The organism is [Clostridium] celerecrescens 18A (assembly GCF_002797975.1).
GTDB lineage: Bacteria > Bacillota > Clostridia > Lachnospirales > Lachnospiraceae > Lacrimispora > Lacrimispora celerecrescens.
Window position 1 is genome coordinate 2,279,446 of the sequence record NZ_PGET01000001.1, and the last position, 24,337, is coordinate 2,303,782.

The following is a 24,337-nucleotide window of genomic DNA, read 5'->3' on the forward strand; positions in this document are numbered from 1 at the left end:
CCTATAATACCCTGTTGATATCGGTGACCATGTCAATAACTGCCTGTCTGGAGGCTTCACCGAAATGCTCTTCGCCAAACCGGGCGTAGCTTTCAGATTTATAGGCTGCAATAATTCCTCTGGAGGAGTTTACAATAGCTCCCAGGCCGTCCTCGTTAAAGCATGGCTTTAAATCCTCTGCCGTTCCTCCCTGAGCGCCGTATCCCGGAACCAGGAAATAGGTGTTTGGCATCAGTTTACGGAGAATCCTGCTCATCTCCGGATAGGTGGCCCCAACAACAGCTCCCACATTGCTGTAAGCGCCATCCATACAGTCTGCTCCCCATTCCACAACCTTTTCTGCAACCAGCTCATACAGCGGCCTTCCATCAATCAGCTGATCCTGGAATTCCCCGCTGGAAGGGTTAGAGGTTTTCACCAGAACAAAAAGGCCTTTGTCTTCTTCCTTGCACACATCCACAAAGGGCTTAACGCCATCGGTCCCCAAATATGGATTGACCGTAAGGAAATCTGTACCGAAAGCAGAAAAGCTTTTGTTTCCAACCTTCACCTGACCGATATGTGCTGTAGCATAAGCGGCTGATGTGGAACCAATATCTCCTCTCTTAGCATCTCCAATGACGAAAAGCCCCTTTTCCTGGCAATAGTTAACAGTCTTTGTATACGCTTTCAAGCCTTCGATGCCAAACTGCTCGTACATGGCAATCTGTGGCTTAACGGATGGGATCAGATCATAAACATGATCAACAATTTCTTTATTGAACTGCCAAATAGCTTCCGCAGCGCCTTCTAAGGTTTCACCGAATTCTTCAAATGCCTTTTTTATAACATGCTCTGGTATATAGTTTAACATGGGGTCCAAACCTACGCAGATTGGGGCTTTTGTTTTCTGAATTTTGTCTATTAACTGCCTGATCATAGCTTCCTCCTTGGATCTCTTTTCCCTGATTTTTTTATTCTTACCAATTCTATCATAAGAAAGAACTGGCTTCAAGCCTTTTGCCAAACTGATCGAAAAAATCCTGGTCCCGGTCATAAGGCATCAGATAAAACTGCTTTAATACATACATGCTGATTTTATTTGCCAAGGTCTGATCCCCATCTTCTTCCAGCTTTCTTTCCAGCCGCTTTAAAAAGAAATGCCAGTCAGATACAAACTTTTCATACCGTTTTACATCCGGGGTATCAATCCATTTGCGCACCTTGACCTTTGCCCTGTTTTCTTTCCTGCACTCATGTACCTGGAGAAAATACTGAAATCCCTGCTCATCATAGATCCGCCCTAAGGGGAACAGGCGGCAGATCCCCGGCCGGTAGCTATGAATCCCGCATCGCCCTTCCTGGTTTAAAAAGCCGCACCTTTCCTCGTTTCCGCTCATTCTTAAGTTTGGAAGCACGATTCCATCCACCACGTGAAGCTCCAGCTTCTCTGCCAGCAGTTCCTCCAGAGTACAATTAAGATTTTCCGTCAGCCGGAAACAGTCAAGGGGATCCAGGGTAACCGACTGCCCCATCCCCTGGCAGCATGCCGAGCAGCCTTTGCAGTCTCCGCAATCCGCCTTTACCATATCGTTTAAGCTATATAATTTTCCATCTGAGATTTCTTTCCAATCAATTTCCCGTTTCATGAATAGTTTTCCTCAACTTTCTTTTTAGCAAACATGGTTATTCTATCATCTCCTGCCCGTACATTCAATGGGGGATTCATATGGCAGCGAAAATTAAGCTTCCCTGCCATGCGTTTTACAGAGATCCATGAAAACGTTCATCGTTGAAGTCAGATATTTACTGCGATGATAAATAATATTAAAGTTTCTTTTTAAGCGTGGATTTATTGGTACCTGTTTAATAATGCCTTCGGCTATGTCTTTTGCTACGAGAAGATATGGCAGGACGGCAACTCCAATGCCTGAAGAAACTCCCTTTACAATGGCCTGTGTGCTGGTGCTTTCCCACAGTGGATGTACTGATAATTGTTCCATGGAAAAGTAGCCCTCTAATATCTCGCGGCCTGCACTTCCTTTTTCCCTCATCAGCAAATCATAATCCGCAATTTCAGTAAGCGTAATGTGGTCTCTTTTGCTCAAAGGGTGGGAAGGAGATACAATCGCACACAAAAAATCTTCCATGAATGGATCATAAACCATATTCTCCTGCTCTGGAACTGTTTCTATCAAGCCGATATCCACACCATTATCAAGAATATGCTGCTCAATGGCAGTCGAGTTCTTGATAACTGCTTCGATTGTAAGATCTGGAAATATCAGCTGCATTTCCTTTATGATACCGGGTAAAACATGCGTGCCAATGGTTATGCTTGCCCCAATCCTTAAAGTGCCGAGAGTTTCCCAATTACGGATTTTCTTTTCCATTTCATCAAATTGTGAAACGATATGAATCGCATAACTGTAAAATTCGCTTCCGCATTCTGTCGGCAGGATACGTCTTCCGATCCGTTCAAATAAGCGGATGCCATAGTATTCTTCAATTTCCTTGATTGCAAGGCTTACGGATGGCTGCGCCAGATGCAATGCAGCCGATGCTTTTGTAATGCCTCCGTTTTGATATACAGAGACAAAAATTTGAATGTGCCGGAGGGTCATGATCTTATCCTTTCAATTCATAATGAAATTATTATATATTTAATAGAATAATACTATTTTACTTAACAATCAATGGTGAATATACTAAATGTAAGGAGGCGAAACATGAAAACAAAAAAAAATATTTTATTACAACTATTTAAATCCACCTTGTACTTAAGTGCCTTTACTTTTGGCGGCGGGTACGTGATCGTCACTTTGATGAAGAAAAAGTTTGTGGATGAATACCATTGGATCGAAAATGATGAAATGCTGGACTTAATTGCAATTGCCCAGTCAGCCCCAGGTGCCATTGCTGTAAACGGTGCTGTTGTGATCGGTTATAAGCTGGCTGGAACCGCGGGCACCATAACGGCAATCATTGCTACCATTATTCCGCCATTTGTTGCCATTTCGGCTATTTCTGCTTTTTACACAGCATTTAGAGACAATGCAGTGATCAGCCTGATGCTTGAAGGAATGCAGGCTGGAGTCGGGGCCGTGATTGCCTCTGTGGTCTATGAAATGGCGCGGGGTATTGTACAGGGACATAGTAAAAGTTCAAATTTGATTATGATCGGAGCATTTATAGCTACTTTCCTTTTAAATGTGAACGTAGTCTATGTGGTGCTTGTGTGCATCTTAATAGGAATTCTCCGGACGTGGTTTGAAATGGAGGGAAGGAAAAAATGATTTACTTACAGCTTTTTTTGAGTTTTCTCCAAATAGGAGCATTTAGTTTTGGAGGCGGTTATGCTGCCATGCCGTTGATTCAAAGTCAGATCGTAGCACATCATAAATGGTTAAGCATGACTGAATTTACGGATTTGATTACCATATCCCAAATGACGCCAGGTCCCATAGCCGTGAACTCGGCAACCTTTGTGGGAATTAAAATAGCGGGGATTCCCGGGGCAATGGCTGCGACTGCAGGTTGTATTCTTCCTTCCTGCATTATGATTACGCTAATTGCAAAATACTATTTAAAATACAGAGAAATGACTGTACTTCAGAGAGTTTTAAATTCCTTGCGTCCCGCTGTTGTGGCTATGGTAGCGGCTGCCGGGATATCAATCTTGCAATCTGCTTTCTGGGGCAGCAATTTATCTGTAAATTTTTCAAGTACCCGGTGGAGTTTAATTGTTATATTTGGTTTATGCATAATCTTACTGCAGAAATTTAAAATGAACCCGATCTGGGTCATGATACTGGCTGGTGTCATGAAGGTTACTGCTTCTTTGATAGGAGGATGAATATGAAGCTGATTGTCAGAAGGAAACTTGGAAACTATATTGTTTACGATGAGAACAACAGTATCATTGGAGAATGGAGACAAAGCTATTTTAAAGGTGCAAAAATGGAATTTCTTGATACAGGCGGAAAGGTTTTATATACTGTAAAAAAATGCGGGAAAAGAATTGAGATCAAGGGGAAAGACGGCTTCCAATCTGAATGCCGGTTCCTATATGCTCAGGTTGAGTATGGAAATACCGCACAGAAGGGTCTGTTCAGGCCGCCCATGGCAGAAAAATCAGTGTTGGGCACCGGTGATATTGTTATAGTACAGAATGAACAGAGAGATTTCACTATATTCCTAAATGGTATTGAAGCAGGAAAGATGACCCACATGTTGTCTTTGCGGAAACAGCTTATAACTGATTCCTATCATATATCAACGGAGCTATGTTGTGTTGTTTTTATATTGGGAATTTATATGCTTCATGATGATGACATAGAGATTGTATAAATGCTTATAAGCGCGGAAATATGAATGTTGTTCTTCATATCATTTGGGTTAACGATCAAAGTGTTATATTTATGAAACCGTAAATACATCGGTTCACAAATTTTTCACAATTGTATTAGCACTCACCTGTTGACAGTGCTGACAATGTGTGTTATATTACATGTATAACAAATAGCAATGCATCGGAAAACCGGTGACATATAAATTTTCAAAAGGAGGAACCTTTTATGTTATTAACAAGAAGAAACAGCTTATTTGATGAATTTTTCAATGATCCGTTTTTTACGGATGCATATCACAACAGACAGTCCCTGATGAAAACCGACATTGAGGACAACGGAAACGATTATGTCATTGATATCGAGCTTCCAGGCTATAAAAAAGAGGATGTGCGGGCCGAATTAAAAGAAGGATATCTGACCATATGCGCTGACACAGTTTCCGAAACCGAGGAGAAGGACCAGAAAAACTATATCCGCAGGGAACGTTACAACGGCTCTGTGAAGAGAAGCTTTTATGTAGGCTCCGGCCTGAAACAAGATGATATTAAGGCATCTTTTGAAAACGGCATCTTGAAGCTTGTCGTTCCGAAAGAAGCTCCAAAACAGATCGAAGAAAACCACTATATCACCATTGAGTAAACTAATATAGATAAAAAGGGAAGGCCCCATATGGAGGACCTTCCCTTACTTTCTGTACCAGTCGAACGATTTTATCAGCATTTATACTCTTTCAAAAATGCCGTAGTTACATATGCCCCGCTTTTATAAGACTTTTTCTCCATGGCTTCCTCTGCTTCCAGTTTCACATTTATCCACATCTCTTCCGCAGCAATGGTTAAATGAGAAAGCATAATCCCGGTGCTGATCTCCCGCATGGATACAAGAGAAGATGAAGGCAGGAATTCCCTGCAGGAAAATACATAGATTTTGTCATGATAAACGATAAAGCGCCAGGGCTGGGTATTCATGGCCGACGGAGCGAGGCGGACAGCCTTTAAAATATTTTTCATGGATTCTCCGGCTTCTTCCTTAAACACGCATAACTCCTTTAAAGGTAGCCGTTTTGCCGTTGCAGGGTCCCGGTAAAGCAGGGTTTTCGGATAGCCAAATGCAACTACGATCACCTGCTTCTTTCCTGCCGGCCCTGGCTCCGGAATCTTGGTACTCCCAAGATAACAGGTGCCTAATCCTTTTCCGGTCATATATAACAGAATATGCTCCAGCACATATCCTGCATTTGCCAGGTACCCTTCCTTCTCCTCAGAGTATAATACCAGATAATAAGGTGCCTCTACCTTCCACAATCCCTTAACAGGCAGATGCTCTTCCATATTTTCACTTATTTCCAGCTTAATCTGAATATCCCCGTGCAGCCTTGGTATATTATCCCCAAAATAAAGGATGTCCTTGAGCAGCTGCTCCGGGACTTGTTCCTTCTTAAACTTCCTGATCGATCTTCTTTTAAATATCATCTGATACAGATTCATACCTGCTCCCCTCTCCTCTATCCAACAACCAGACTTAAATAAGCCGGCTCATTTCCTCCAAAAGCCCGGCAAACACCTGTAGTGCATCCTTTACCGGTTCTGCTGTCCCCATGTCAACGCCGCAGAGCTTCAACAAGTCTATAGGAGTCATAGAATTTCCGCCGCTTAGAAATTCATAATATCCCTTGACCGTCTTCTCATCTCCCTTAAGAATCCTGCTGCTGATGGCAATGGCAGCCGAAAACCCTGTGGCATACTGGTATACGTAAAATGGTGTGTAAAAATGCGGAATCCTGGACCATTCATAATCGATTTCCTGGTCAACCACCATGTCCGGGCCAAAATACTCCTCATTAAGCCGATGGTATATTCTGCAAAGAACCTCAGCAGTAAGCACCTCTCCTTCCCCTGCACGGCGATGGGTCTCTGCTTCAAACTCTGCAAACATGGCCTGCCGGTAAAGAGTCCCCCGGAAACTGTCCATAAAATGGTTCACAAGGTAAGCCCGTTCCTTTTTATCTGACGTGGTTTCCAATAAATGCCGGATGAGCAACGCTTCGTTACAGGTAGATGCCACCTCCGCGACAAAGATCTTGTATCCCGCATCTATATAAGACTGGTTCTTATCGGAAAACCAGCTGTGGAGGGCATGCCCCATCTCATGAGCCAGAGTAAAGACACTGTCAAGCGTTCCGTTAAAGTTTAACAATACATAGGGATGAATCCCGTAAACCCCCCAGGAATAAGCGCCGCTCCGCTTTCCTTCATTCTCATATACATCGATCCACCGGTTATTAAAGCCTTCTTTTAAAAGAGACAAATACTCTTCCCCCAGTGGCTTAAGGCCTTCTAACACCATAGCCTTGGCTTCCTCAAAAGTATATTTACGTTCTTCCCTTGATACCATGGGCACATATAGATCATACATATGCAGCTCATCCACTCCAAGGGCCTTCTTTCTTACGGATACATATCCATGGAGACAGGACAGGCCCTCATGAACCGCATTTAAGAGATTGTCATACACTTCCTCCGGAATTTCATTCTCCCCAAGGGAATGTGCTCTGGCAGATGGATAATTTCTTGCCTTAGCGTAAAAAGCGGCCTGCTTCACATTGGAAGAAAAAGTAGCAGCCAGAGTGTTACCAAACTGTCCATAGACGCTATACAGGGCCTCAAACGCAGATTTTCTTACCCTTCTGTCCTGCTTTTCCATAAGGGCAACATAATTTCCATGGGTGATTCTGACTGGCTGATTCTTTTCATCCATAATTTCAGGAAACTTCACGTCCGCATTATTAAACATATTAAAGATTTCCGAAGGGGCGGAGGTGGCTTCCATGGACTTTGCCAGTAAGGCTTCCATAGGAGCTGACAACGTATGGGCTTTCTTCTTTAAAATAATTTCCAGAGTTCTGTCATAGCGAGAAAGCTCGGTCGTATTCTTCCGGTAATGATCTAGGGTTTCCTCCGTCATTTCCAGGATTTCCGGTATCAAAAATGATGACAGTCCTGCTGCCTCATAAGAAAGAGACCTGGCCTTTGAGGAAAATTCCTGATATCTGGCATTGCCTGTATCCTCATCTGATTTCTGCTTTCCGTATACAAATAATGTTTCAATCTTTAGGGATATCTCCTCATCAAACTTCAGACAGGAAAAAAGCATCTCGCCTGAATCTGCCAGATGTCCTTCATATCTTTTATAACCCGAAAGCGAGCGTTCTGTTTCACGGAACAGATCCTCCCATGCACTCTCAGAAGGCAGAATATCCGCCAGGTTCCAGGTATCGCAAACCGGTATTTCTTCTCTCTTTTTCAATTAAATCCCTCCACTCCTTCATTTGTGTTTATTCTATCACCCATATTTCAAAGAAACAATCAGCAATATGGAAAATATTTGATTGAATTTATACATTTTATTGTATTATACTATACGAAAACGAACCAGGAGTCCCAAATGAATATTATACGAACGAAAACCCCCAGCCAAACGCAAATCAATGAATTGCTCCGCCTGCAGGAAACCTGCAGAAAGCATGACCATATTTCTCTTACATTTCCCATGGAAGAAGAATGTATTTTTTTCTTATTATACGAAGAAGACAGCCTCTTATCCGCTCTTTGTACATTTTTTAATGAAAGCGGGGACTATGAATGCTTCGCTTATACCCTTCCGCCAAACAGGCAGTCCGGATATTTCATGATGCTTCTGGAAGAGCTGTTGAAGGAGACTGGAGACAATGATCTTATTTTTCCTGCAGAGGAAACCTGTGAAGAAACCGTTCTGACCCTTAACGCCATAGGAGCCGATCTTTGGTATCAGGAACATATAATGGAGCTTTCTTCTTCTGATTTTTTGAAATCCGGGCTGGCAAAGCACAGTCGTTTTTCTGAGTCTCTTACACTCTCCATGACCCGCGGTAATGAAGAGGAACCTTCCCTTTGTACCTTTCTGATAAAGGACAGCCCTGTGGGCTTCTGTTATCTGGATTTAAGGGGACAGTCCGCAGCCTATTTTTACGGGTTTGAAATTACTGAAAATTTACGGAACCTGGGGCTTGGCAGCTCCTGTCTTTCTCTGCTTTTGGAAACCTGCTTTTTAAAGCCCGGATCTGAAAAACTTAAAAAGATTTCTCTTCAGGTGTCCGGCCAAAACGGTCCAGCCATGGCTTTATATAAAAAGGCAGGCTTCCAAATTACAGAAAGCCTGTCCTATTATATTTACTAAACATTATTATATATACGAAACGCTATTTAATATACGATACTACTTTATATACAATACAACCTTTGTATCGATACAACCTCTATATACGATACAACCATTATATACGATACAACCTTTATATACGATACAACCTTTATATGCGATACAACCTTTATAACGATACAACCTTTATATACGATACAACCTTTATATACGAACCACCACTTTAAATACGAACCACCACTTAATAAACGAACCATTATTATATATACAATACACTATTATAAATGCGAAGAATTATTTTATATCCCGGACCATGCAGTACTGTTTTAAACGAAATCGCTTTTCCACAATACAGAAAACCTTAAAATCGAAATGTTCATAAAATTTTACATTGCTCACATTATGTGTTTCCAGGGAAATCATGAGCTTATTTTTATCCGCGTAGTCAATGGCTTCCCTTAACAATAGAGAGGAAATCCCATGATGCTGCATGGCAGGCCTTACAGCCAGATAAATGAGGTGAAGCCGTTTCTCCTGGTTAAGACGGTCCGTCCAGCTGGAATTCAAATACTCCCTGCCCTGGAAAAAATTCCAGAATGTTTTTAAAGAAGGGTCCTCCTTGATCAGATAGCCGTCCGTTTTTAAAAGGGCGGCTGCTTCTGCCAGATAGTAATGAAAGGCATTATAAGGCTGGGATTCATCATCCACCACAAGGATCCCGTTAATATCCGGACTGTCGGCATATATTTCGCAAGTCTCTAAAAATTCCTCCATATCACATTCAAATAATTCCGGGAGCAGACGGCTCCTGGTCTTCCCGTCAGGGATCAACCTGCAGTAAAGCGGATCTCCGGCAAAGCATTCAGTCAGCAGTTCCTTTAATTTCTCAACATCATCTTTTTTTACCCGGTACAATCGGTCGCTATCCATAATCTTAAACCTCTTCCATTTGCTTTAAACTCCGTACCATTTTTCACGGTGTGCTTTTATTGTTCTTCTTCTTTTGCTCGTTTCATTGTTTGTAATTCTCCCCTCAATATTATATAATATAATACGTAAAAGTTGTACAGTACTTTACTACAGAAAGAGCAGCAAAAAAAGTATGATCGACATAAAAAAACACCGGAGCTATACAGAAGATCCTAGAACTTGTCGGAGAAATCGAAAAATCCGTTAAGAATTTAACGGAAATCGACGAAGATAAAAAAAGTGAGGAAGCCTGCTGCAGGGCTTTTCCTCACTTTTTCTTTTTGTATCCTGTTATTCACTCCAGTTATGGTAAGTGGCCTGTACGTCATCTTCCACATCAAGAAGATCCATAATCCGGTTCATCTTCTTAATGGAATCTTCATCTGTCAGTTCCACCCATGTCTGAGGAATCATGGTAACATCTGCTTCCACCATGGGGATGCCTGCGGCCTCTAATGCCTCACGCACTGCGCTGAATTCCTCAGGTGCGGTAATTATTTCAAAGCTGTCCTCTTCTTCCGAAAAATCTTCGGCTCCTGCATCCAGGGAAACCATCATCAGTTCATCCGGATCCATCTCACATTCTTCCTTATCAATGATGATCTGGCCCTTTTTATCAAACATAAATGACACGCAGCCAGGAGTTCCCACATTGCCGCCGCCTTTTGTAAATGCGTTTCTTACATTTGCTGCTGTCCGGTTCTTGTTGTCTGTCAGCGTATCTACGATGATCGCAACCCCGTTAGGGCCGTATCCTTCGTATGTAATGGTCTCATAAATAACGGAGCCTGCATCGCCGGCTGCTTTTTTAATGCCGCGGTCAATGGTATCATTGGGCATATTATTGGCTTTTGCCTTTGCGATAATATCACGGAGTTTACTATTGTTTGCAGGGTCTGGTCCGCCTTCTTTCACCGCTACCGCCAATTCTCTTCCGAGGATAGTAAAAATCTTGCCTTTAGCCGCATCGTTTTTCTCTTTTTTGTGTTTAATATTCGCGAACTTTGAATGTCCTGACATTGTTCCAACACTCCTTTTCTTTCTCTACTTCGTCCTTATAATCTCTAATGAGTCAACATCTTTTCCATTTTAGCACTATTTTTTTCATCTTGCAAGAAAAATAATGCACAGCCGCCGATTCCCTCTTTTTCCTGAGAACAAATGACAGCTGTGCCGGTATTACATTTTTATGTCCGAGAAATCCTCACGAGCCTCAATTTTTCTAAGCTCCTGTCCTTCCTCACGCTCCTCTTCCGGCTGCTCTTTCCGAACCCGGATGGTATGAATGATCTTATTTTCCACACGAAGGATTTTAAAACAATATCCAAGAATAGACACCTCTGTCTCTTCCCCTTCCTGGGGAATCCGGTCCAGCCTGGAAATCAGCAGGCCGTTGATGGTATCATAGGAGTCGTAATCCTCCTCATCAAATTCAATATTCAAGGCCCTTTCCACTTCTTCCAAAGGAGTCATGCCATTGATTACATAGGAACCGTCGTCTGAGGGGACGATGTATTCTTCATCCACATCATATTCATCCATGATATTGCCCACAATCTCTTCCAGAATATCTTCCATTGTCACAATACCCGCTGTCTGCCCGTATTCATCCACTACAATCACCATATGGATCTTTCTGGACTGCATTTCCTTAAACAGAGTATCAATATTTCTGGTTTCCGGAATGAAATGAGCTTCTCTGAGAAGCCCTTCGATCTCCCACAGCTGGCGGGATGCATTCCTTTTATTTTCCACGGCAATAAGAGCATCCTTCATATGAAGGATCCCGATAATGTCATCCACGTCCTTTTTGTAAATCGGATAACGGGAATTAAATCCCTCTTTCAGTATGAAATTTACTGCCTCCCGAAGAGTAATCTCGCCGTCCAAAGCGACCAGATTCTTTCGGTGGGTCATAATATCCCCGGCTTCCTTATCATTCAGTTCGAAGATGTTTGTAATCATCTCCGCTTCTCTGGCCTCTAAAACGCCCTGTTCATGGCCCTCGTTCACCATGGACATGATGTCCTCTTCCGTAACGTTCTCATTATCTGATGCCATATCGATTCCCAACAGCTTTAGGACAAAGTAAGCCACCACATTTGCCAGCCAGGTAAAGGGGATAAGGGGTATCATGATGAGGGATACTACAGGCAGCATACGATAGCCCCATTTTTCAGGGTTCTCTGCCGCACAGCGTTTAGGAATAATGATACCAAAGCTGATCAAAAGCACGATCAGTAAAACGGAAACAAACAGCAGGCTTAAAAGGGATATCCATTGGCTTGGATAAGCCCCGTCTCTTGTTAAGACGGTCCCAAGCCTTGCTCCCAGCTGCTCTAAAACAAAAGCCCCGGTTACCATACCGATTAAATTTGTGGTGATTTGTATCGTATTTACAAATCTGGTCGGTCTGTTAACAATATGTAACAGCTGACCGGCCTTTTTACTTCCTTCCTCCATCTGATGCTCCAGTTCGCTTGTATTTACGTTTTGGATTGCTGATCCAAACCCATAAAAAATAGCGTCCAATACGATAAAAGCAATAAAAATAATCACGCGTATAAGCGGATTGCCATCGTCCATTCTAAAAATCTACTCCTTTTGTTATTTATCATTCGTATTTTTTCTCATAACTATTTAGAAATATACCATTTTATCAGCATTCCGTCAATGGTGAACTATGTATCCAGTTCCAGGCTCACCCTTAATGCACAGTCCACTTCCTGCTGAAGTTCCTCGTCTATATGACAAATCTTTTCTTTCAGCCTCTGCTTATCAATGGTGCGAAGCTGCTCTAAAAGAATCACCGAATCTTTTATCATATCGCATTTTTTTGTATCCAGCTCCACATGGGTTGGAAGCTTTGCCTTATTCATTCTTGATGTAATTGCCGCACAGATCACGGTAGGGCTATGTTTATTGCCTATGTCGTTCTGTATAATAAGAACCGGACGGATCCCGCCCTGCTCAGAGCCTACCACCGGCCTTAAATCTGCATAATAAATGTCTCCACGTCTGATAATCACACTCTCACACTCCGTCAATTATTTAGGAAGTCCGATTCGCCTAAAAGCTCATCGAACGGCTAATTTGCCAAATCCAGGCTGTCTATAGCCTTTGCCTTCATTTACAAATTATGCCTAAGTCTAGTATTGACCTTCTTTGACTCGAGTATTCACTTAAGTTTTTCCGCCGCATACCTTATCATATGTTTTGGACATAGAGTTTGTTATCAGCCCTTGCAAAACCCTTCATAACAATCATTGAAATAATCTTTCGTACCTATGACCCGGCCGTTTTCAAGATACACCCGGGGTACCCGTTTGCCTATGTCGCAGACGATTTCATAATGGAAGCCGCCTCCGGCCGCAGCCAGCTCTTCAACTGTAATCTCTTCGTTTCCCTGCCTGCCAATCAAAACTACCTCATCCTCTTCCTCCGCGTCCTTTATTCCGGTCACATCTACCATGAACTGGTCCATGCAAACGCGTCCTAATATCCTGGCACGCTGCCCCCTAATAAGCACTTCCCCCTTGCCGGAAAGATTTCTTGAATACCCGTCGCCATATCCTACGGGAATCGTCGCGACCGTCATCTCCCTGTCAGCGGTAAAGGTTCCTCCATAGCTTACAGAAGTTCCCGGCTCTAATTTTTTTATGTAAGAAATAAAGCTTTTTAATTCCATCGCAGGCTGAAGCCTGACCGTTTCCCTGTCAACCTCTCCTGACGGATAAATGCCGTAGATGGATATTCCGGCCCGTACTGCATGAAAGTTGGCTCTTTTAAGGTCCAGGATTCCGGCGCTGTTGGAGCAGTGAAGAATAGGAATAGTGATCCGCTTGTCAGAAAGCATGGTTACGAACGCCTGGTACTTTTCTATCTGTTTATCTGTGGCGGACTTATCCTTTTCATCCGCCTTTGCAAAATGAGTGAACAACCCTTCCACTTCAATTCCCGGAAGGCCACAGATTTTCACCGCCTCCTCTGCAGCCTCCTCTGTGACCGGATATCCGATCCGGCTCATGCCTGTATCCACCACCATATGTATCACTGCCTTTTTCCCCGCCTTTTCCGCCAGAGAGGACAGACGTTCCGCCCGTTTAAGCTGAAATATGGATGAACTGATCCCATATTCTACCAAAAGGCTGTATCCTTCATAAGGTACAACGCCAAGGACTAAAATAGGCTTTTTGATTCCGTGTTTTCTTAAAATTACGCCTTCTTCCACGGTGGCCACCGCATATCCCCATACATAAGAATCCATGGCCCAGGCTACCGGAACCGCTCCATGGCCGTATCCGTCTGATTTTACAACGCCGATTATCCTGGTCCCTTCCTTTAGATTTGCCTTCATAGCCTCCATGTTGTGGCGGATGGCATCTAAATCTACTGTTTCATAAACCCTGCTGTATAATTTCATCACTTTATCACCTCGTTCATTTCTACAGGCATTTGCTCCCTAACGTACTAAATGTATCTCTTCCGCCAGTTCCCTGGCAAGAAGGCTGTGATCTCCCTGTTTCTCTTTTACCATGTCTCCGGCACGTCCATGAAGCCATACGCCGTAAGCCGCAGCATCAGACTCTTCCAGACCCAGAGCCAGAAGCCCGGCTATGATCCCGGTCAGAACATCTCCCGACCCGGCTTTTGCCATAGCACTGTTGCCGCTTCCATTGACATAGGTTCTCTGATCCTTTAAGGCCCCAATCGTCACCGCGTCCTTTAACACGCAGGTAATACCGAACCGGTCCGCATATTCTCTGGCAGAGGTGATCAGCTGTTTCTGTATGGTTTCCACAGCGCTTCCCGTGAGCCTCGCCATTTCTCCCAAATGAGGAGTCACAATGATGTTTTCCGTGAAATAGCTGGTCAGCTCCGGGTTTGAAGCAATGGTGCCAAGCCCATCTGCATCCAAAACAATGGGGACGTAGGCATTCGCAAGGACCTCTTCCACCAGATTCCTTACATAGGCCTCCTGCCCCAGTCCCGGTCCCAGAACAATGGCGGTAGCCCACTCGCACTGCTTTACCAATAGCTTTTTAAATCCTTCCGTCCCTGCTTCTGCATCCTCAGCTTCATATGTGGTAATGATGGCTTCCGGAAGTCCGGTTTGAAGGATGGTCCGATTTTCTTCCACTGTGAAAATTTTCACCAGGCCTGCTCCTGTCCGGTAAGCGGCAAGGGCGCTTAAATAGGCAGCCCCGCTCATATTTTTAGATCCTGCCACCACAAGGACCTTTCCGAAGCTCCCTTTATTGGAATAGGCCGAACGCTTAGGAAGCTGCTTCTCATCCTCCGGATCCAGGGTAAAATATTCTGTCTTAAGGCGCTCTAAGCCCTCCCCCGGAAAACCAATGTCAGCTACAAGCACCTTTCCGCTGTATTCCTTACCGGGATAAAGCATGGTTCCCAGCTTTTCATAGCCGAACGTGACGGTTATGTCTGCCTTTAAGGCAATCCCCATGATCTGACCCGTATCCGAATGAATGCCCGAAGGGATATCCACGGCCACCGTAAATTTCGGTCGGCAGCGGAGGATTGTCTCCAGGATCTCCCGGTATCTGCCTAGAATCTCCCGGTCCAGCCCCACGCCAAAAAGTGCATCAACGAGAATATCACAGGTACCGGGAATGAGATCAGAAAATCCTGCCAGATTGACGCCCGTACGTTCCGCTATGGAAACCTGAGTCAGATATTCACTGCTTCCCTTGTCTCTTCCGGCAGCCAGTAAGGCAAAAACCTGATATCCTTTCAAATGCAGCATTCTGGCAGACGCGACCCCATCCGCTCCATTATTGCCGTTTCCACATAAAATCCATATCCGGTCCGTTTTCTGCCCCTGCTTCATCACTTCTTCTGTAACCGCCAGGGCGGCTCGTTCCATAAGCACCAGAGAGGGAATCCCTATATTCTCTATGGTGTAGCGGTCCACCTGCTTCATCTGTCCTCCTGTAACCAGATATCTCATATATCTCCCACCTTTCCGCATTCCTGCCCTCGCTTTTGGGGCATAAAGGTCTATAGAAAAACTACCGGCAGCGAAGAGACTTCCCTTCACCTGCCGGCAGGCATGTTACTCCATTATTTCAGATTGTCTGTTTCTTTCTTCCTCGTTGTCCTGTATGCTGCAGACCCGGTAAGATAACCGCATCAGGCTTTCTGATAGATGGACATTCTCCACAACCACATCATCCGGCACGCTTAAATCCGTATGGGCAAAATTCCAGATCGCCTTGATTCCTGCCTTCACAAGGCGGTCTGCAATCTCCGGCGCCTTTGTCTTTGGAATGGTCAGAGCCGCAATCTGGACATCATTATCTTTTACGAACTGTTCCAGATCATCTACGCTGCGGATCTCTATCCCGCGGACCACAAGGCCGATCAGACGCGGATTGATATCAAACATTCCTTTAATGAGGAAGCCCCGCTTTTCAAAGTTTGCATAATTGGCAATTGCCTGTCCTAAATTTCCAGCGCCTATGATAATGATATTATGCTGCCTGTCTATTCCCAATATCTTCCCGATCTCTGCATATAAATACTTTACATTATAACCATAGCCCTGCTGGCCGAATCCGCCGAAATTATTCAAATCCTGGCGGATCTGAGAAGCGGTCACTTTCATTCGTACACTTAAATCATTGGAGGAAATTCGTTCTACTCCATCTTCCATTAATTCTCCCAGATACCGGTAATATCTCGGAAGCCTGGTAATCACTGCTTTGGAAATTTCTTTCTCTGACACTTCTTCACCTTCTTTAACTTAATCTAACTAACATTATTATAACTGCGTGACAAAATAATGTCAAACGGGTTTTATCATTGTATCCTTGAAAAAAGGAAGGACCTATATTATACTATTTCTATTGCCTTACATTTATACAGGAAGAAAACACCCTTCGGATATACTTATATGCCAAAAACAGGAGAAAGAGGAAATACCTCAGGGCATACCTTTATGCCATAAAACGGGCAGGAAAGAGGAAATGAAACATGATTTTGTCATGCAATAATATAAGCAAAGCATTTGGAAGCAATCAAGTGATCAAACAAGCTTCCTTCCATATAGAGGACCATGAAAAAGCCGCTATTGTAGGAATTAACGGCGCAGGAAAATCCACACTGTTAAAAATCATCATTGGAGAGCTTCTTGCCGATGAAGGAGATGTGGTTGTTTCGAAAGGAAAATCCATCGGTTATCTGTCGCAGCATCAGGATTTGTCCGGAGAGCGGACCGTTTATGAAGAAGTCCTGGAAACCAAGCGGCCGGTCATGGAAATGGAAGCAAAGATCCGCCGGCTGGAAGTGGATATGAAGCACGCTGCGGGCGATGAGCTGGAAGCCATGCTTACTACCTACAGCAGGCTTAACCACGAATTTGAGCTGATAAACGGATATGCCTATCAAAGCGAAGTAACAGGAGTATTAAAAGGACTTGGCTTTACGGAAGAAGAATTTCATAAACCTGTCATGTCATTATCCGGCGGTCAGAAGACCCGGGTATCCTTAGGACGGCTCCTTCTCACCAAGCCAGACATCATCCTGCTTGACGAGCCTACCAACCACTTGGATATGGAATCCATTGCATGGCTGGAAGGATATTTAATCAATTATGACGGCAGCGTAATCATCGTTGCCCATGACCGCTATTTCCTTGACCGGGTAGTCACGAAAATTATGGAACTGGATAACGGCCTTATGACCGTATATCAGGGAAACTACACCGATTACAGCGGAAAGCGGGCCATGATCCGGGAAGCCCAGATGAAAGCATATTTAAACCAGCAGCAGGAAATCAAGCATCAGGAAGAGGTCATTGCCAAATTAAAGTCTTTTAACCGGGAAAAATCCATCAAGCGGGCGGAAAGCCGGGAAAAGATGCTGGAAAAAATCGACGTTCTGGAAAAACCAATGGAAATAAATGATGAGATGCGTATCCGTCTGGAACCAAATATCATCAGCGGAAACGATGTCCTCACAGTCCGCAGGCTGGGAAAGGCCTTCCATCAGAACCGGCTCTTTGAAAACGTTAATTTTGAAATCAAACGAGGAGAACGGGTGGCGATCATCGGCGGCAACGGAACCGGTAAAACTACCATTCTTAAAATGTTAAACGGTATTTTAGAACCGGATGAAGGAGAAATCTCCTTAGGCTCCAAGGTACATATCGGTTATTATGACCAGGAGCATCAGGTTCTGAATATGGAGAAGAACCTTTTTGATGAACTGCAGGATACTTATCCTTCCATGAACAATACCCAGATCCGGAACATCCTGGCTGCTTTTTTATTTACAGGAGACGATGTATTCAAGCGGGTAAAAGACTTAAGCGGCGGCGAACGGGGCCGGGTATCCCTGGCAAAGCTGATGCTTTCCGAAGCCAACTTCCTCATACTGGATGAGCCTACCAACCACTTGGATATTACCTCCAAGGAAATCCTTGAGGATGCCCTGGTCAATTATACGGGAACCATTCTGTACGTATCCCATGACCGTTATTTCATTAACAAAACTGCAACCAGAATCCTGGATTTAACCAATCAGACTCTGATCAATTACATCGGCAATTATGATTACTATCTGGAAAAGAAAGAGATCATGACCAGCTTGTACACTGCTCCTGTTTCAGCAAAGGCTGCTACCTCAGAGGAAATCTCCGAGACCAAGCTGGACTGGAAGGCGCAAAAAGAAGAGCAGGCCCGTCTTCGCAAACGCCAGAATGAATTAAAGAAAACAGAGGATGAGATCCACAAATTAGAAACCAGAGACGGAGAAATTGACGGTTTGCTTGGTAAGGAAGAGATTTTTACCGATGTCTCAAAGTTAGTGGAGCTTAATAACGAAAAGGAAACCATCCGTAAGAGGCTGGAAGAGTTGTATGAGCTGTGGGAAGATCTGGCAGAATAAAGAATCAGAAAAGGCTGGCCTTTGTAAAGAGGGCGGCCTTTTCTGATTCTTCTGTCAGCCATAATGCATGTTTACATCGAACATATTGATGTACCTGATCCATCGGATACCCACAGATTATGGATACCATTTGTATACTAAACATCCATCACATATGATACAATCGCCAATACGAAAAGAATCACAATAAACGGGTTTACAAAAGCCCGTCGAAGCCGAAACCTATATTTTTCTTGCATTTTGCCACTGCTGCTATTCGGGTACTGCCTCTTAAGATCATAAGAGGCTTCATTTAGAATTAAAAAAGCCGTAAGACTTAAATCCTACGGCAAAACTTAAAAGCAAAAATTATCCTTATGAGAAAATCCTTTTCGGCTGTTCATTATGTATACAATATCCTTTTTAATATTTCCGTCACCCGGGGTGCTTCTTCTTCCATCTCTCCCCTTGTATAGGGACTCCCTACATATGCTGCAACCAGCTTTCCAAAATAAAACCTCATATCATCGGAAAAATAATCTGGGATGTACACAAAATCCTCCACCGAATCCCTGCTCATAAGCAGATCCGTAGCATCTTGGCTGGTGCTGCCGTAACAGCCGGAGGCATATCCGATGTACTCCCCAAAAGCTGCCGTCAACTCTTCCGCCTGGCATATTTTGATTTTTTTATAATTTGTATCCAGTTTATAGCATACGTAATAAATACCGTTTTCCGTCATTGGCGCAGAAAAATACTTTTTTCCGGGATAGTAGATGATCTCCCAGCCCTGATTCTTGAACTTCCTGATCCAATCTCTGGGAATATTCTTTGCTGCCTCTGTAAAAGCATCTTTCACCTCAGTGGACACGGAGGCGGAAGTTTTCTTCCCGTCAATACTAATATCGAACTCCCTGTTTCTCTGACCGTTTTCATCCATATAGAAAAGGCCTACAAACTGATTTGCAGCCATCTGTCCATTATCAAAGAAATAATATCGTTTTCCCGCTACGTTTTTATAGCCGGAAGACGCCATCTCCCCCTTTGTGGAAAACCAGTACCAGCTTCCGTCTTTCTCCTGATACCAGCCTTTCTGGGCAGTGCCGTCTTCGTTATAATAATGCCACTTCTCTTCATCATCGTTGTAGCACCAGCCAAGCTGCAGCTCCCCTGTCTCAGAAAAGCAGTAGTTCATTCCGCCGACCCTTGTCCAATCAGAAACCATATACCCTTCATTGTCAAAGTAATACCAATATCCATTAATCTCTTCCCAGCGGTTCTTCCTGAATTCTCCCGCGGCATTGACATATTTCCAGCCGCCTGAGTCTTCCTGCCACTGCCAGTCCGATACTGACGCCTGCTGGGTTTCGCCCTCTTCCTGTATCTTCTCTTCCGCTGCCATGGAAGTCATCATGCTTCCCATGATGAGAATGATACTTGCTGCCGCTATCCATCGTTTCCTCAAGAGTTTTGCACTCCTTCCAGGCCTTCCATTATTTATAATAAAATATTACTATATTTCCGCAGAAAAGTACAGGTTTCAAATTTAAAGTTTTTATTAACAAAGAGAAGCTTCCTTTCTATTTTACCTTTTATAGGTTATAATTATAAAAAATGTTTAAAAAGGGAGGTAATACTTTTGAAATGGAAACGTGTTCTGGCTATGACCGGAGTAGTGCTAATTCTCTCCATGTACGTAATTGCCATTATATCCGCCTTTTCCCATAATCCGGAAGCAAAAAACTGGCTGACGGCCGCTATTTTTTCTTCTGTCTTCGTACCCGTCATTCTTTATGCCGCCCAGCTTGTCGCCCGGGTGATCAGGCAGAATAAAGATGAACCGGATATCGCCGACAAAAAGTATAATAAATAGGGATTATCGTTGATAAACTCCTTGTAATAACATGATTATTCCTTATGGTTAACTCATCTATTGAGTTGTCCACACCATACAAAGCCGATATGAGGGAGGTATTTGCCTGAGTAAAGGAAAGATGAAGGAGGGCAGTAGGAAAATTAATCCTGCTGCCCTCTTTAAAGTAGTTCTTTATTTAGCTCGTTTTTAGATGGATAAATGGTGTAAAACCAGCGGGAGGGCTACAATAATCATTTGCGAAAGATAATTTCATCTCTTCCCGGACCATTGGAAACCATGGTTATGGGCGTTTCGATTTCTTTCTCTATGAATTCAATATAATTCCTGCAGTTCTCCGGAAGATCCTCGTAATTTTTAATTCCTCTGATCTCACACTTCCAGCCTTGAAGGCTTTTATATACCGGTTTTGCTTTGTTAAGTTCTACGGTTGTGGGGAAATCTCTGGTAACCTTTCCGTCAATCTCATAGCCTACGCATATCTGAAGCTCGTCAAGATATCCCAACACATCAAGAACGGTGAGGGCAACCTCTGTAGACCCCTGAATCCGGCATCCGTACCTGGATGCAACTGCGTCAAACCAACCCATACGTCTTGGCCTTCCGGTAGTTGCCCCATATTCGCCGCCGTCTCCTCCGCGCCGTCTCAGTTCATCTGCTTCATCTCCGAATAGTTCGCTGACAAACGCGCCTGCCCCTACTGCACTGGAATAAGCTTTTACCACAGTGGTAATGTTCTTAATCTCATAGGGTGGAATGCCGGCGCCAATTGCGCCGTAGGCAGCTAGTGTTGAGGATGATGTAACCATAGGATATATTCCATGGTCAGGATCCTTTAAAGATCCCAGCTGGCCTTCCAAAAGGATATTCTTGCCCGCCTTGATTGCCTCATGAAGGAATTTGGACACATCACACACATAGGGCTTCACCATCTCACGGTATTCCAGAAGAGTCTTAAACAGTTCCTGCGGATCCAAGGCCGGTTTGTGATAGAGATGCTCCATTAAAACATTCTTTGTTTCACAAACCCGGTCAACCTTTTCCTTTAAAGATTCTTCGTCAAAAAGCTCGCTGACCTGAAATCCGATCTTTGCATATTTATCTGAATAAAATGGAGCAATCCCTGATTTTGTGGAACCAAAAGACTTTTTGCCAAGGCGTTCCTCTTCATACTGGTCAAACAGAATGTGATATGGCATCAGGATCTGGGCACGGTCTGAAACCAGAATATCAGGCTTTGGAACACCCTTGCTTACCAGTTCCTCAATTTCCTTTACCAGGAATGGGATATTTAATGCCACACCATTGCCGATGACGCTGGTAGTATGATTATAGAAAACGCCTGATGGCAGAAGGTGAAGGGCGAATTTTCCATAGTTGTTGATGATCGTGTGTCCGGCATTGCTGCCTCCCTGATAGCGGATAATGATATCCGATTCCTTTGCCAGCATATCCGTGATCTTACCTTTTCCTTCGTCGCCCCAGTTGGCGCCTACAATTGCTCTTACCATATGATTGCTCCTCCTTCGAGTGAAAAAATGCCTGTTACTTACCTATGATAACGCATGAATACGCATAAGTAAAATTAATATTATTTATATTTGACATAAGTTTATATTATGTCATCTGTCATCAGTTGTAAGAGGCGCTTTCCTGCTGGAGAAACAGGCGTTTTGATATCAGTGACTATGGTAAAATGGCGTTTCGGCATTTCATCCCGGAACTTAAGCTCTACAAGACTCTCCTTTTCCAACTCCATCTGTGCAAACCCTGACATCACACAGCCGATTCCAAGATTTCTCATGGCAAACTGAACGATCATGTCACTGGTGGAAAGCTCAAACTCCGGCTCTACCACGATCCCATGGCCTGCCAGATATTCATCCATAAATGTTCTAGTGCTGGTATTCTTTTCAAGGAATATGCAAGGAAGTTCCTTTAAAATATCATAATCCAGCTCCTGATCCTTTAAATAACGGAACTTATCCCCAGCAACAAATACGTTTCTGATTTCCTTTACATCGGTCCTCATGACCTCGCTTTTTGCCTCAAAGGGTGTACTGACCACTCCGAAGTCAATCTTGCCGTCATATAAATACCGGAGCGTTTCAGGCGTAGGCCCATTGGAAACACTTACCTTGATGTTAGGATACAGCTCATGGAACTTCTCCAGATAGGGCAGTAAATAAAATTGAAGCGTCATGTCACTGGCTCCGATCCGCACCTCGCCCGTATCCAGATCTTTTAGCCTGTTTAACATACTTTCTCCATGCCAGATGTTTTCTAAACCTGTTTTTACATATCCATAAAAAAATTCTCCCTCCCGGGTCAGACGAACCCCTTTGGAGGTCCGCAGAAACAGCTGGCTGTCCAGAGCTTTTTCCAGCTGCCTTACAGCCTGACTCACGGCAGGCTGGGATATACACAGCTTCTCCGCCGCCAAAGTGATGCTTTCAAGCTGGGCCACATAATAAAACACCTTGTAATACTCTAAATTGCTGCTCATGACTTCCTCCTGATATAAAATCAAAAAAACAAAGGCAGACCTCTCATAATCTCTGACGTCTGCCTGCAAGCCTTTATACGTGAATCTCTGCTTTCATCCCCAGAAGTTCCCTATTATCTTCAAGAAGAGGCTTAACCACTTCTTCCAGATAAGCAGTTACCTGGGCCGGAGCGCAGCCCACATATCTTCTGGGATCCATGCTTTTCTTTAAATCCTCTAAAGTAAGGTTGAAGGAGGGATCTGCTGCAATCAGCTCCAGCAAATTGTTGTCAAGGCCATTGACCTTTACATTCCGGCCCGCTTCCATAGACAATTCCCTGATCCGTTCGTGAAGCTCCTGCCTGTCTCCGCCGGCCTTTACCGCATCCATCATGATATTTTCCGTAGCCATGAAGGGAAGCTCTGCCATCATGTGCTTCTCAATTACCTTGGGATATACCACAAGCCCATCCACAACATTCAGATAAAGATCCAGAATTCCATCAACTGCCAAAAATCCTTCCGGAATGCTTAATCTTTTATTGGCGGAGTCATCAAGAGTTCTCTCAAACCACTGGGTAGAAGAAACCAGCATAGGGTTCATCACATCTGCCATTACATAATTGGACAGGGAAGCCATCCGCTCGCTTCTCATAGGATTGCGCTTGTAAGCCATGGCGGAAGAACCGATCTGACTCTTTTCAAATGGCTCTTCTACTTCCTTTAGATGCTGCAGAAGGCGGATATCATTGGAAAATTTATGAGCACTCTGGGCAATGCCTGCTAAAACATTGACTACCCGGCTGTCCACCTTTCTGGAATAGGTCTGGCCGGAAACCGGATAGCAGCCGTCAAAACCCAGCTTCTCAGCAATCATGGAATCCGCTCTTCTCACCTTGTCCATATCGCCGTCAAACAGCTCCAGAAAGCTGGCCTGTGTTCCTGTGGTGCCTTTAGAGCCAAGAAGGCGAATGGATCCGAGAATATAGTCCAGATCTTCTAAGTCCATGGTCAGATCGTGAAGCCACAGCGTCGCTCTTTTGCCTACGGTTGTGGGCTGAGCCGGCTGGAAATGGGTAAAAGCCAGGGTCGGTAAGTCTTTATAGGAATCGGCAAACCGGGACAGTTCTTCAATCACATTGATAAGTTTTCTGCGGACCAGCTTTAATGCCTCTGTCATGACGATTAAATCGGTATTGTCCCCCACATAACAGGAGGTGGCCCCCAGATGGATAATTCCTTTTGCCTTAGGGCACTGGACGCCATATGCATATACATGAGACATGACATCATGACGGACCTCTTTTTCCCTCTGTATTGCCACATCGTAATTAATATCTTCCTGATGGGCTTTTAATTCCTCTATCTGCTCTTCTGTTATGGGAAGTCCCAGTTCCTTTTCAACCTCCGCCAGGGCAACCCACAGCTTTCTCCATGTCTTAAATTTCCTGTCCGGTGAAAAGATATACTGCATCTCCTTACTTGCATAGCGCTCAGACAGTGGGCTTTGGTATCTATCTGTCATGGTTCTTATATTCCTCCTTGGACTTCATTTACATTCATAATAACATATTTTTTATTTGATGGGAAGAG

23 protein-coding genes are annotated in these 24,337 nt (G+C 43.9%); 7 read left to right on the forward strand and 16 right to left on the reverse strand.

From position 1 onward, the window contains the following. Position 1: 1 nt before the first annotated feature. The 3 genes from pyrF to H171_RS10580 form a co-directional block, all read right to left on the reverse strand. Entirely contained in the window at positions 2-919 is a 918-nt protein-coding gene (pyrF, locus tag H171_RS10570) for an orotidine-5'-phosphate decarboxylase (RefSeq protein ID WP_100305108.1), read from the reverse strand. Positions 920-971: 52 nt separating this feature from the next. After that, positions 972-1,628, reverse strand: coding sequence for a YkgJ family cysteine cluster protein (locus tag H171_RS10575; RefSeq protein WP_100305109.1), 657 nt, complete (start codon positions 1,626-1,628; stop codon positions 972-974). Positions 1,629-1,721: 93 nt separating this feature from the next. After that, entirely contained in the window at positions 1,722-2,603 is an 882-nt protein-coding gene (locus tag H171_RS10580; protein ID WP_100305110.1) for a LysR family transcriptional regulator, read from the reverse strand. Between the two features lie 105 nt (positions 2,604-2,708). Here H171_RS10580 and H171_RS10585 point away from each other — a divergent pair, with 105 nt between their 5' ends. From H171_RS10585 to H171_RS10600, 4 genes are all read left to right on the forward strand, one after another. Then, positions 2,709-3,275 carry a chromate transporter gene (locus H171_RS10585; protein ID WP_100305111.1) on the forward strand — a complete coding sequence of 189 codons (567 nt, stop codon included), beginning with the start codon at positions 2,709-2,711 and terminating at the stop codon, positions 3,273-3,275. Further along, positions 3,272-3,835, forward strand: coding sequence for a chromate transporter (locus tag H171_RS10590; RefSeq protein ID WP_100305112.1), 564 nt, complete (start codon positions 3,272-3,274; stop codon positions 3,833-3,835). The genes H171_RS10585 and H171_RS10590 overlap by 4 nt, the downstream gene beginning before the upstream one ends. Before the next feature lie 2 nt (positions 3,836-3,837). After that, on the forward strand, positions 3,838-4,329 hold the full coding sequence (locus H171_RS10595) for an LURP-one-related/scramblase family protein (RefSeq protein WP_100305113.1): 492 nt from the start codon (positions 3,838-3,840) through the stop codon (positions 4,327-4,329). Between the two features lie 227 nt (positions 4,330-4,556). Next, positions 4,557-4,970, forward strand: a complete 414-nt coding sequence (locus H171_RS10600) for an Hsp20/alpha crystallin family protein (RefSeq protein WP_100305114.1) — start codon at positions 4,557-4,559, stop codon at positions 4,968-4,970. Positions 4,971-5,044: 74 nt separating this feature from the next. Here H171_RS10600 and H171_RS10605 read toward each other — a convergent pair whose 3' ends face one another. After that, entirely contained in the window at positions 5,045-5,818 is a 774-nt protein-coding gene (locus H171_RS10605; protein ID WP_100305115.1) for a nitroreductase family protein, read from the reverse strand. Positions 5,819-5,852: 34 nt separating this feature from the next. Beyond that, complete coding sequence (gene pepF / locus H171_RS10610; protein WP_100305116.1) at positions 5,853-7,637, reverse strand: oligoendopeptidase F; 1,785 nt, start codon at positions 7,635-7,637, stop codon at positions 5,853-5,855. 138 nt (positions 7,638-7,775) lie between these two features. On the opposite strand from pepF, the gene H171_RS10615 reads away from it, so the two are divergent. Then, positions 7,776-8,546 (forward strand): GNAT family N-acetyltransferase, encoded by a 771-nt coding sequence (locus H171_RS10615; protein WP_100305117.1) that lies wholly within the window; start codon positions 7,776-7,778, stop codon positions 8,544-8,546. Positions 8,547-8,822: 276 nt separating this feature from the next. On the opposite strand, the gene H171_RS10620 is transcribed toward H171_RS10615, so the two are convergent. The 7 genes from H171_RS10620 to H171_RS10650 all read right to left on the reverse strand — a co-directional run bounded on the left by H171_RS10620 (position 8,823) and on the right by H171_RS10650 (position 16,245). Next, complete coding sequence (locus tag H171_RS10620) at positions 8,823-9,458, reverse strand: GNAT family N-acetyltransferase (protein WP_100305118.1); 636 nt, start codon at positions 9,456-9,458, stop codon at positions 8,823-8,825. A 330-nt stretch (positions 9,459-9,788) separates the two neighbouring features. Further along, the gene (locus H171_RS10625; RefSeq protein ID WP_100305119.1) at positions 9,789-10,517 is read right to left on the reverse strand and encodes a YebC/PmpR family DNA-binding transcriptional regulator; all 729 of its coding nucleotides are present in this window, start codon (positions 10,515-10,517) and stop codon (positions 9,789-9,791) included. 159 nt (positions 10,518-10,676) lie between these two features. Then, positions 10,677-12,083 (reverse strand): hemolysin family protein, encoded by a 1,407-nt coding sequence (locus H171_RS10630; protein WP_100305120.1) that lies wholly within the window; start codon positions 12,081-12,083, stop codon positions 10,677-10,679. A gap of 95 nt (positions 12,084-12,178) precedes the next feature. Continuing rightward, entirely contained in the window at positions 12,179-12,526 is a 348-nt protein-coding gene (locus H171_RS10635; protein WP_054740115.1) for a type II toxin-antitoxin system PemK/MazF family toxin, read from the reverse strand. 206 nt (positions 12,527-12,732) lie between these two features. After that, complete coding sequence (gene alr, locus H171_RS10640; protein ID WP_100305121.1) at positions 12,733-13,920, reverse strand: alanine racemase; 1,188 nt, start codon at positions 13,918-13,920, stop codon at positions 12,733-12,735. 39 nt (positions 13,921-13,959) lie between these two features. Beyond that, entirely contained in the window at positions 13,960-15,468 is a 1,509-nt protein-coding gene (locus H171_RS10645) for an NAD(P)H-hydrate dehydratase (protein WP_100305122.1), read from the reverse strand. Positions 15,469-15,573: 105 nt separating this feature from the next. After that, a complete protein-coding gene (locus H171_RS10650) occupies positions 15,574-16,245 on the reverse strand; it encodes a redox-sensing transcriptional repressor Rex (RefSeq protein ID WP_100305123.1) in 672 nt (223 codons plus the stop codon). A gap of 248 nt (positions 16,246-16,493) precedes the next feature. Between H171_RS10650 and abc-f the strand changes: the two genes are divergently transcribed. Continuing rightward, complete coding sequence (gene abc-f / locus H171_RS10655) at positions 16,494-18,407, forward strand: ribosomal protection-like ABC-F family protein (RefSeq protein ID WP_100305124.1); 1,914 nt, start codon at positions 16,494-16,496, stop codon at positions 18,405-18,407. 382 nt (positions 18,408-18,789) lie between these two features. Here the strand turns inward: abc-f and H171_RS10660 are convergent, their stop codons facing one another. After that, positions 18,790-19,851, reverse strand: coding sequence for an N-acetylmuramoyl-L-alanine amidase family protein (locus H171_RS10660; RefSeq protein ID WP_100305125.1), 1,062 nt, complete (start codon positions 19,849-19,851; stop codon positions 18,790-18,792). Positions 19,852-20,025: 174 nt separating this feature from the next. Here H171_RS10660 and H171_RS10665 point away from each other — a divergent pair, with 174 nt between their 5' ends. Then, positions 20,026-20,259, forward strand: coding sequence for a hypothetical protein (locus tag H171_RS10665; protein ID WP_100305126.1), 234 nt, complete (start codon positions 20,026-20,028; stop codon positions 20,257-20,259). A 233-nt stretch (positions 20,260-20,492) separates the two neighbouring features. Here the strand turns inward: H171_RS10665 and H171_RS10670 are convergent, their stop codons facing one another. The 3 genes from H171_RS10670 to purB all read right to left on the reverse strand — a co-directional run bounded on the left by H171_RS10670 (position 20,493) and on the right by purB (position 24,269). Then, positions 20,493-21,770: an adenylosuccinate synthase gene (locus H171_RS10670; protein WP_100305127.1), complete on the reverse strand. Its 1,278-nt coding sequence runs from the start codon at positions 21,768-21,770 to the stop codon at positions 20,493-20,495. Positions 21,771-21,871: 101 nt separating this feature from the next. Then, positions 21,872-22,765 carry a LysR family transcriptional regulator gene (locus H171_RS10675; RefSeq protein ID WP_100305128.1) on the reverse strand — a complete coding sequence of 298 codons (894 nt, stop codon included), beginning with the start codon at positions 22,763-22,765 and terminating at the stop codon, positions 21,872-21,874. 73 nt (positions 22,766-22,838) lie between these two features. After that, entirely contained in the window at positions 22,839-24,269 is a 1,431-nt protein-coding gene (gene purB / locus H171_RS10680) for an adenylosuccinate lyase (RefSeq protein ID WP_100305129.1), read from the reverse strand. Positions 24,270-24,337: the final 68 nt, after the last annotated feature.

What these genes read in the sequence shown, in the direction of transcription:
- pyrF (WP_100305108.1), bottom strand. Translation starts at nt 919, where the DNA reads ATGATCAGGCAGTTAATAGACAAAATTCAGAAAACAAAAGCCCCAATC.
- H171_RS10575 (WP_100305109.1), bottom strand. Translation starts at nt 1,628, where the DNA reads ATGAAACGGGAAATTGATTGGAAAGAAATCTCAGATGGAAAATTATAT.
- H171_RS10620 (WP_100305118.1), bottom strand. Translation starts at nt 9,458, where the DNA reads ATGGATAGCGACCGATTGTACCGGGTAAAAAAAGATGATGTTGAGAAA.
- H171_RS10645 (WP_100305122.1), bottom strand. Translation starts at nt 15,468, where the DNA reads ATGAGATATCTGGTTACAGGAGGACAGATGAAGCAGGTGGACCGCTAC.
- purB (WP_100305129.1), bottom strand. Translation starts at nt 24,269, where the DNA reads ATGACAGATAGATACCAAAGCCCACTGTCTGAGCGCTATGCAAGTAAG.
- H171_RS10630 (WP_100305120.1), bottom strand. Translation starts at nt 12,083, where the DNA reads ATGGACGATGGCAATCCGCTTATACGCGTGATTATTTTTATTGCTTTT.
- H171_RS10590 (WP_100305112.1), top strand. Translation starts at nt 3,272, where the DNA reads ATGATTTACTTACAGCTTTTTTTGAGTTTTCTCCAAATAGGAGCATTT.
- abc-f (WP_100305124.1), top strand. Translation starts at nt 16,494, where the DNA reads ATGATTTTGTCATGCAATAATATAAGCAAAGCATTTGGAAGCAATCAA.
- H171_RS10585 (WP_100305111.1), top strand. Translation starts at nt 2,709, where the DNA reads ATGAAAACAAAAAAAAATATTTTATTACAACTATTTAAATCCACCTTG.
- H171_RS10595 (WP_100305113.1), top strand. Translation starts at nt 3,838, where the DNA reads ATGAAGCTGATTGTCAGAAGGAAACTTGGAAACTATATTGTTTACGAT.
- H171_RS10600 (WP_100305114.1), top strand. Translation starts at nt 4,557, where the DNA reads ATGTTATTAACAAGAAGAAACAGCTTATTTGATGAATTTTTCAATGAT.
- H171_RS10615 (WP_100305117.1), top strand. Translation starts at nt 7,776, where the DNA reads ATGAATATTATACGAACGAAAACCCCCAGCCAAACGCAAATCAATGAA.
- H171_RS10605 (WP_100305115.1), bottom strand. Translation starts at nt 5,818, where the DNA reads ATGAATCTGTATCAGATGATATTTAAAAGAAGATCGATCAGGAAGTTT.
- H171_RS10580 (WP_100305110.1), bottom strand. Translation starts at nt 2,603, where the DNA reads ATGACCCTCCGGCACATTCAAATTTTTGTCTCTGTATATCAAAACGGA.
- H171_RS10675 (WP_100305128.1), bottom strand. Translation starts at nt 22,765, where the DNA reads ATGAGCAGCAATTTAGAGTATTACAAGGTGTTTTATTATGTGGCCCAG.
- alr (WP_100305121.1), bottom strand. Translation starts at nt 13,920, where the DNA reads ATGAAATTATACAGCAGGGTTTATGAAACAGTAGATTTAGATGCCATC.
- H171_RS10670 (WP_100305127.1), bottom strand. Translation starts at nt 21,770, where the DNA reads ATGGTAAGAGCAATTGTAGGCGCCAACTGGGGCGACGAAGGAAAAGGT.
- H171_RS10625 (WP_100305119.1), bottom strand. Translation starts at nt 10,517, where the DNA reads ATGTCAGGACATTCAAAGTTCGCGAATATTAAACACAAAAAAGAGAAA.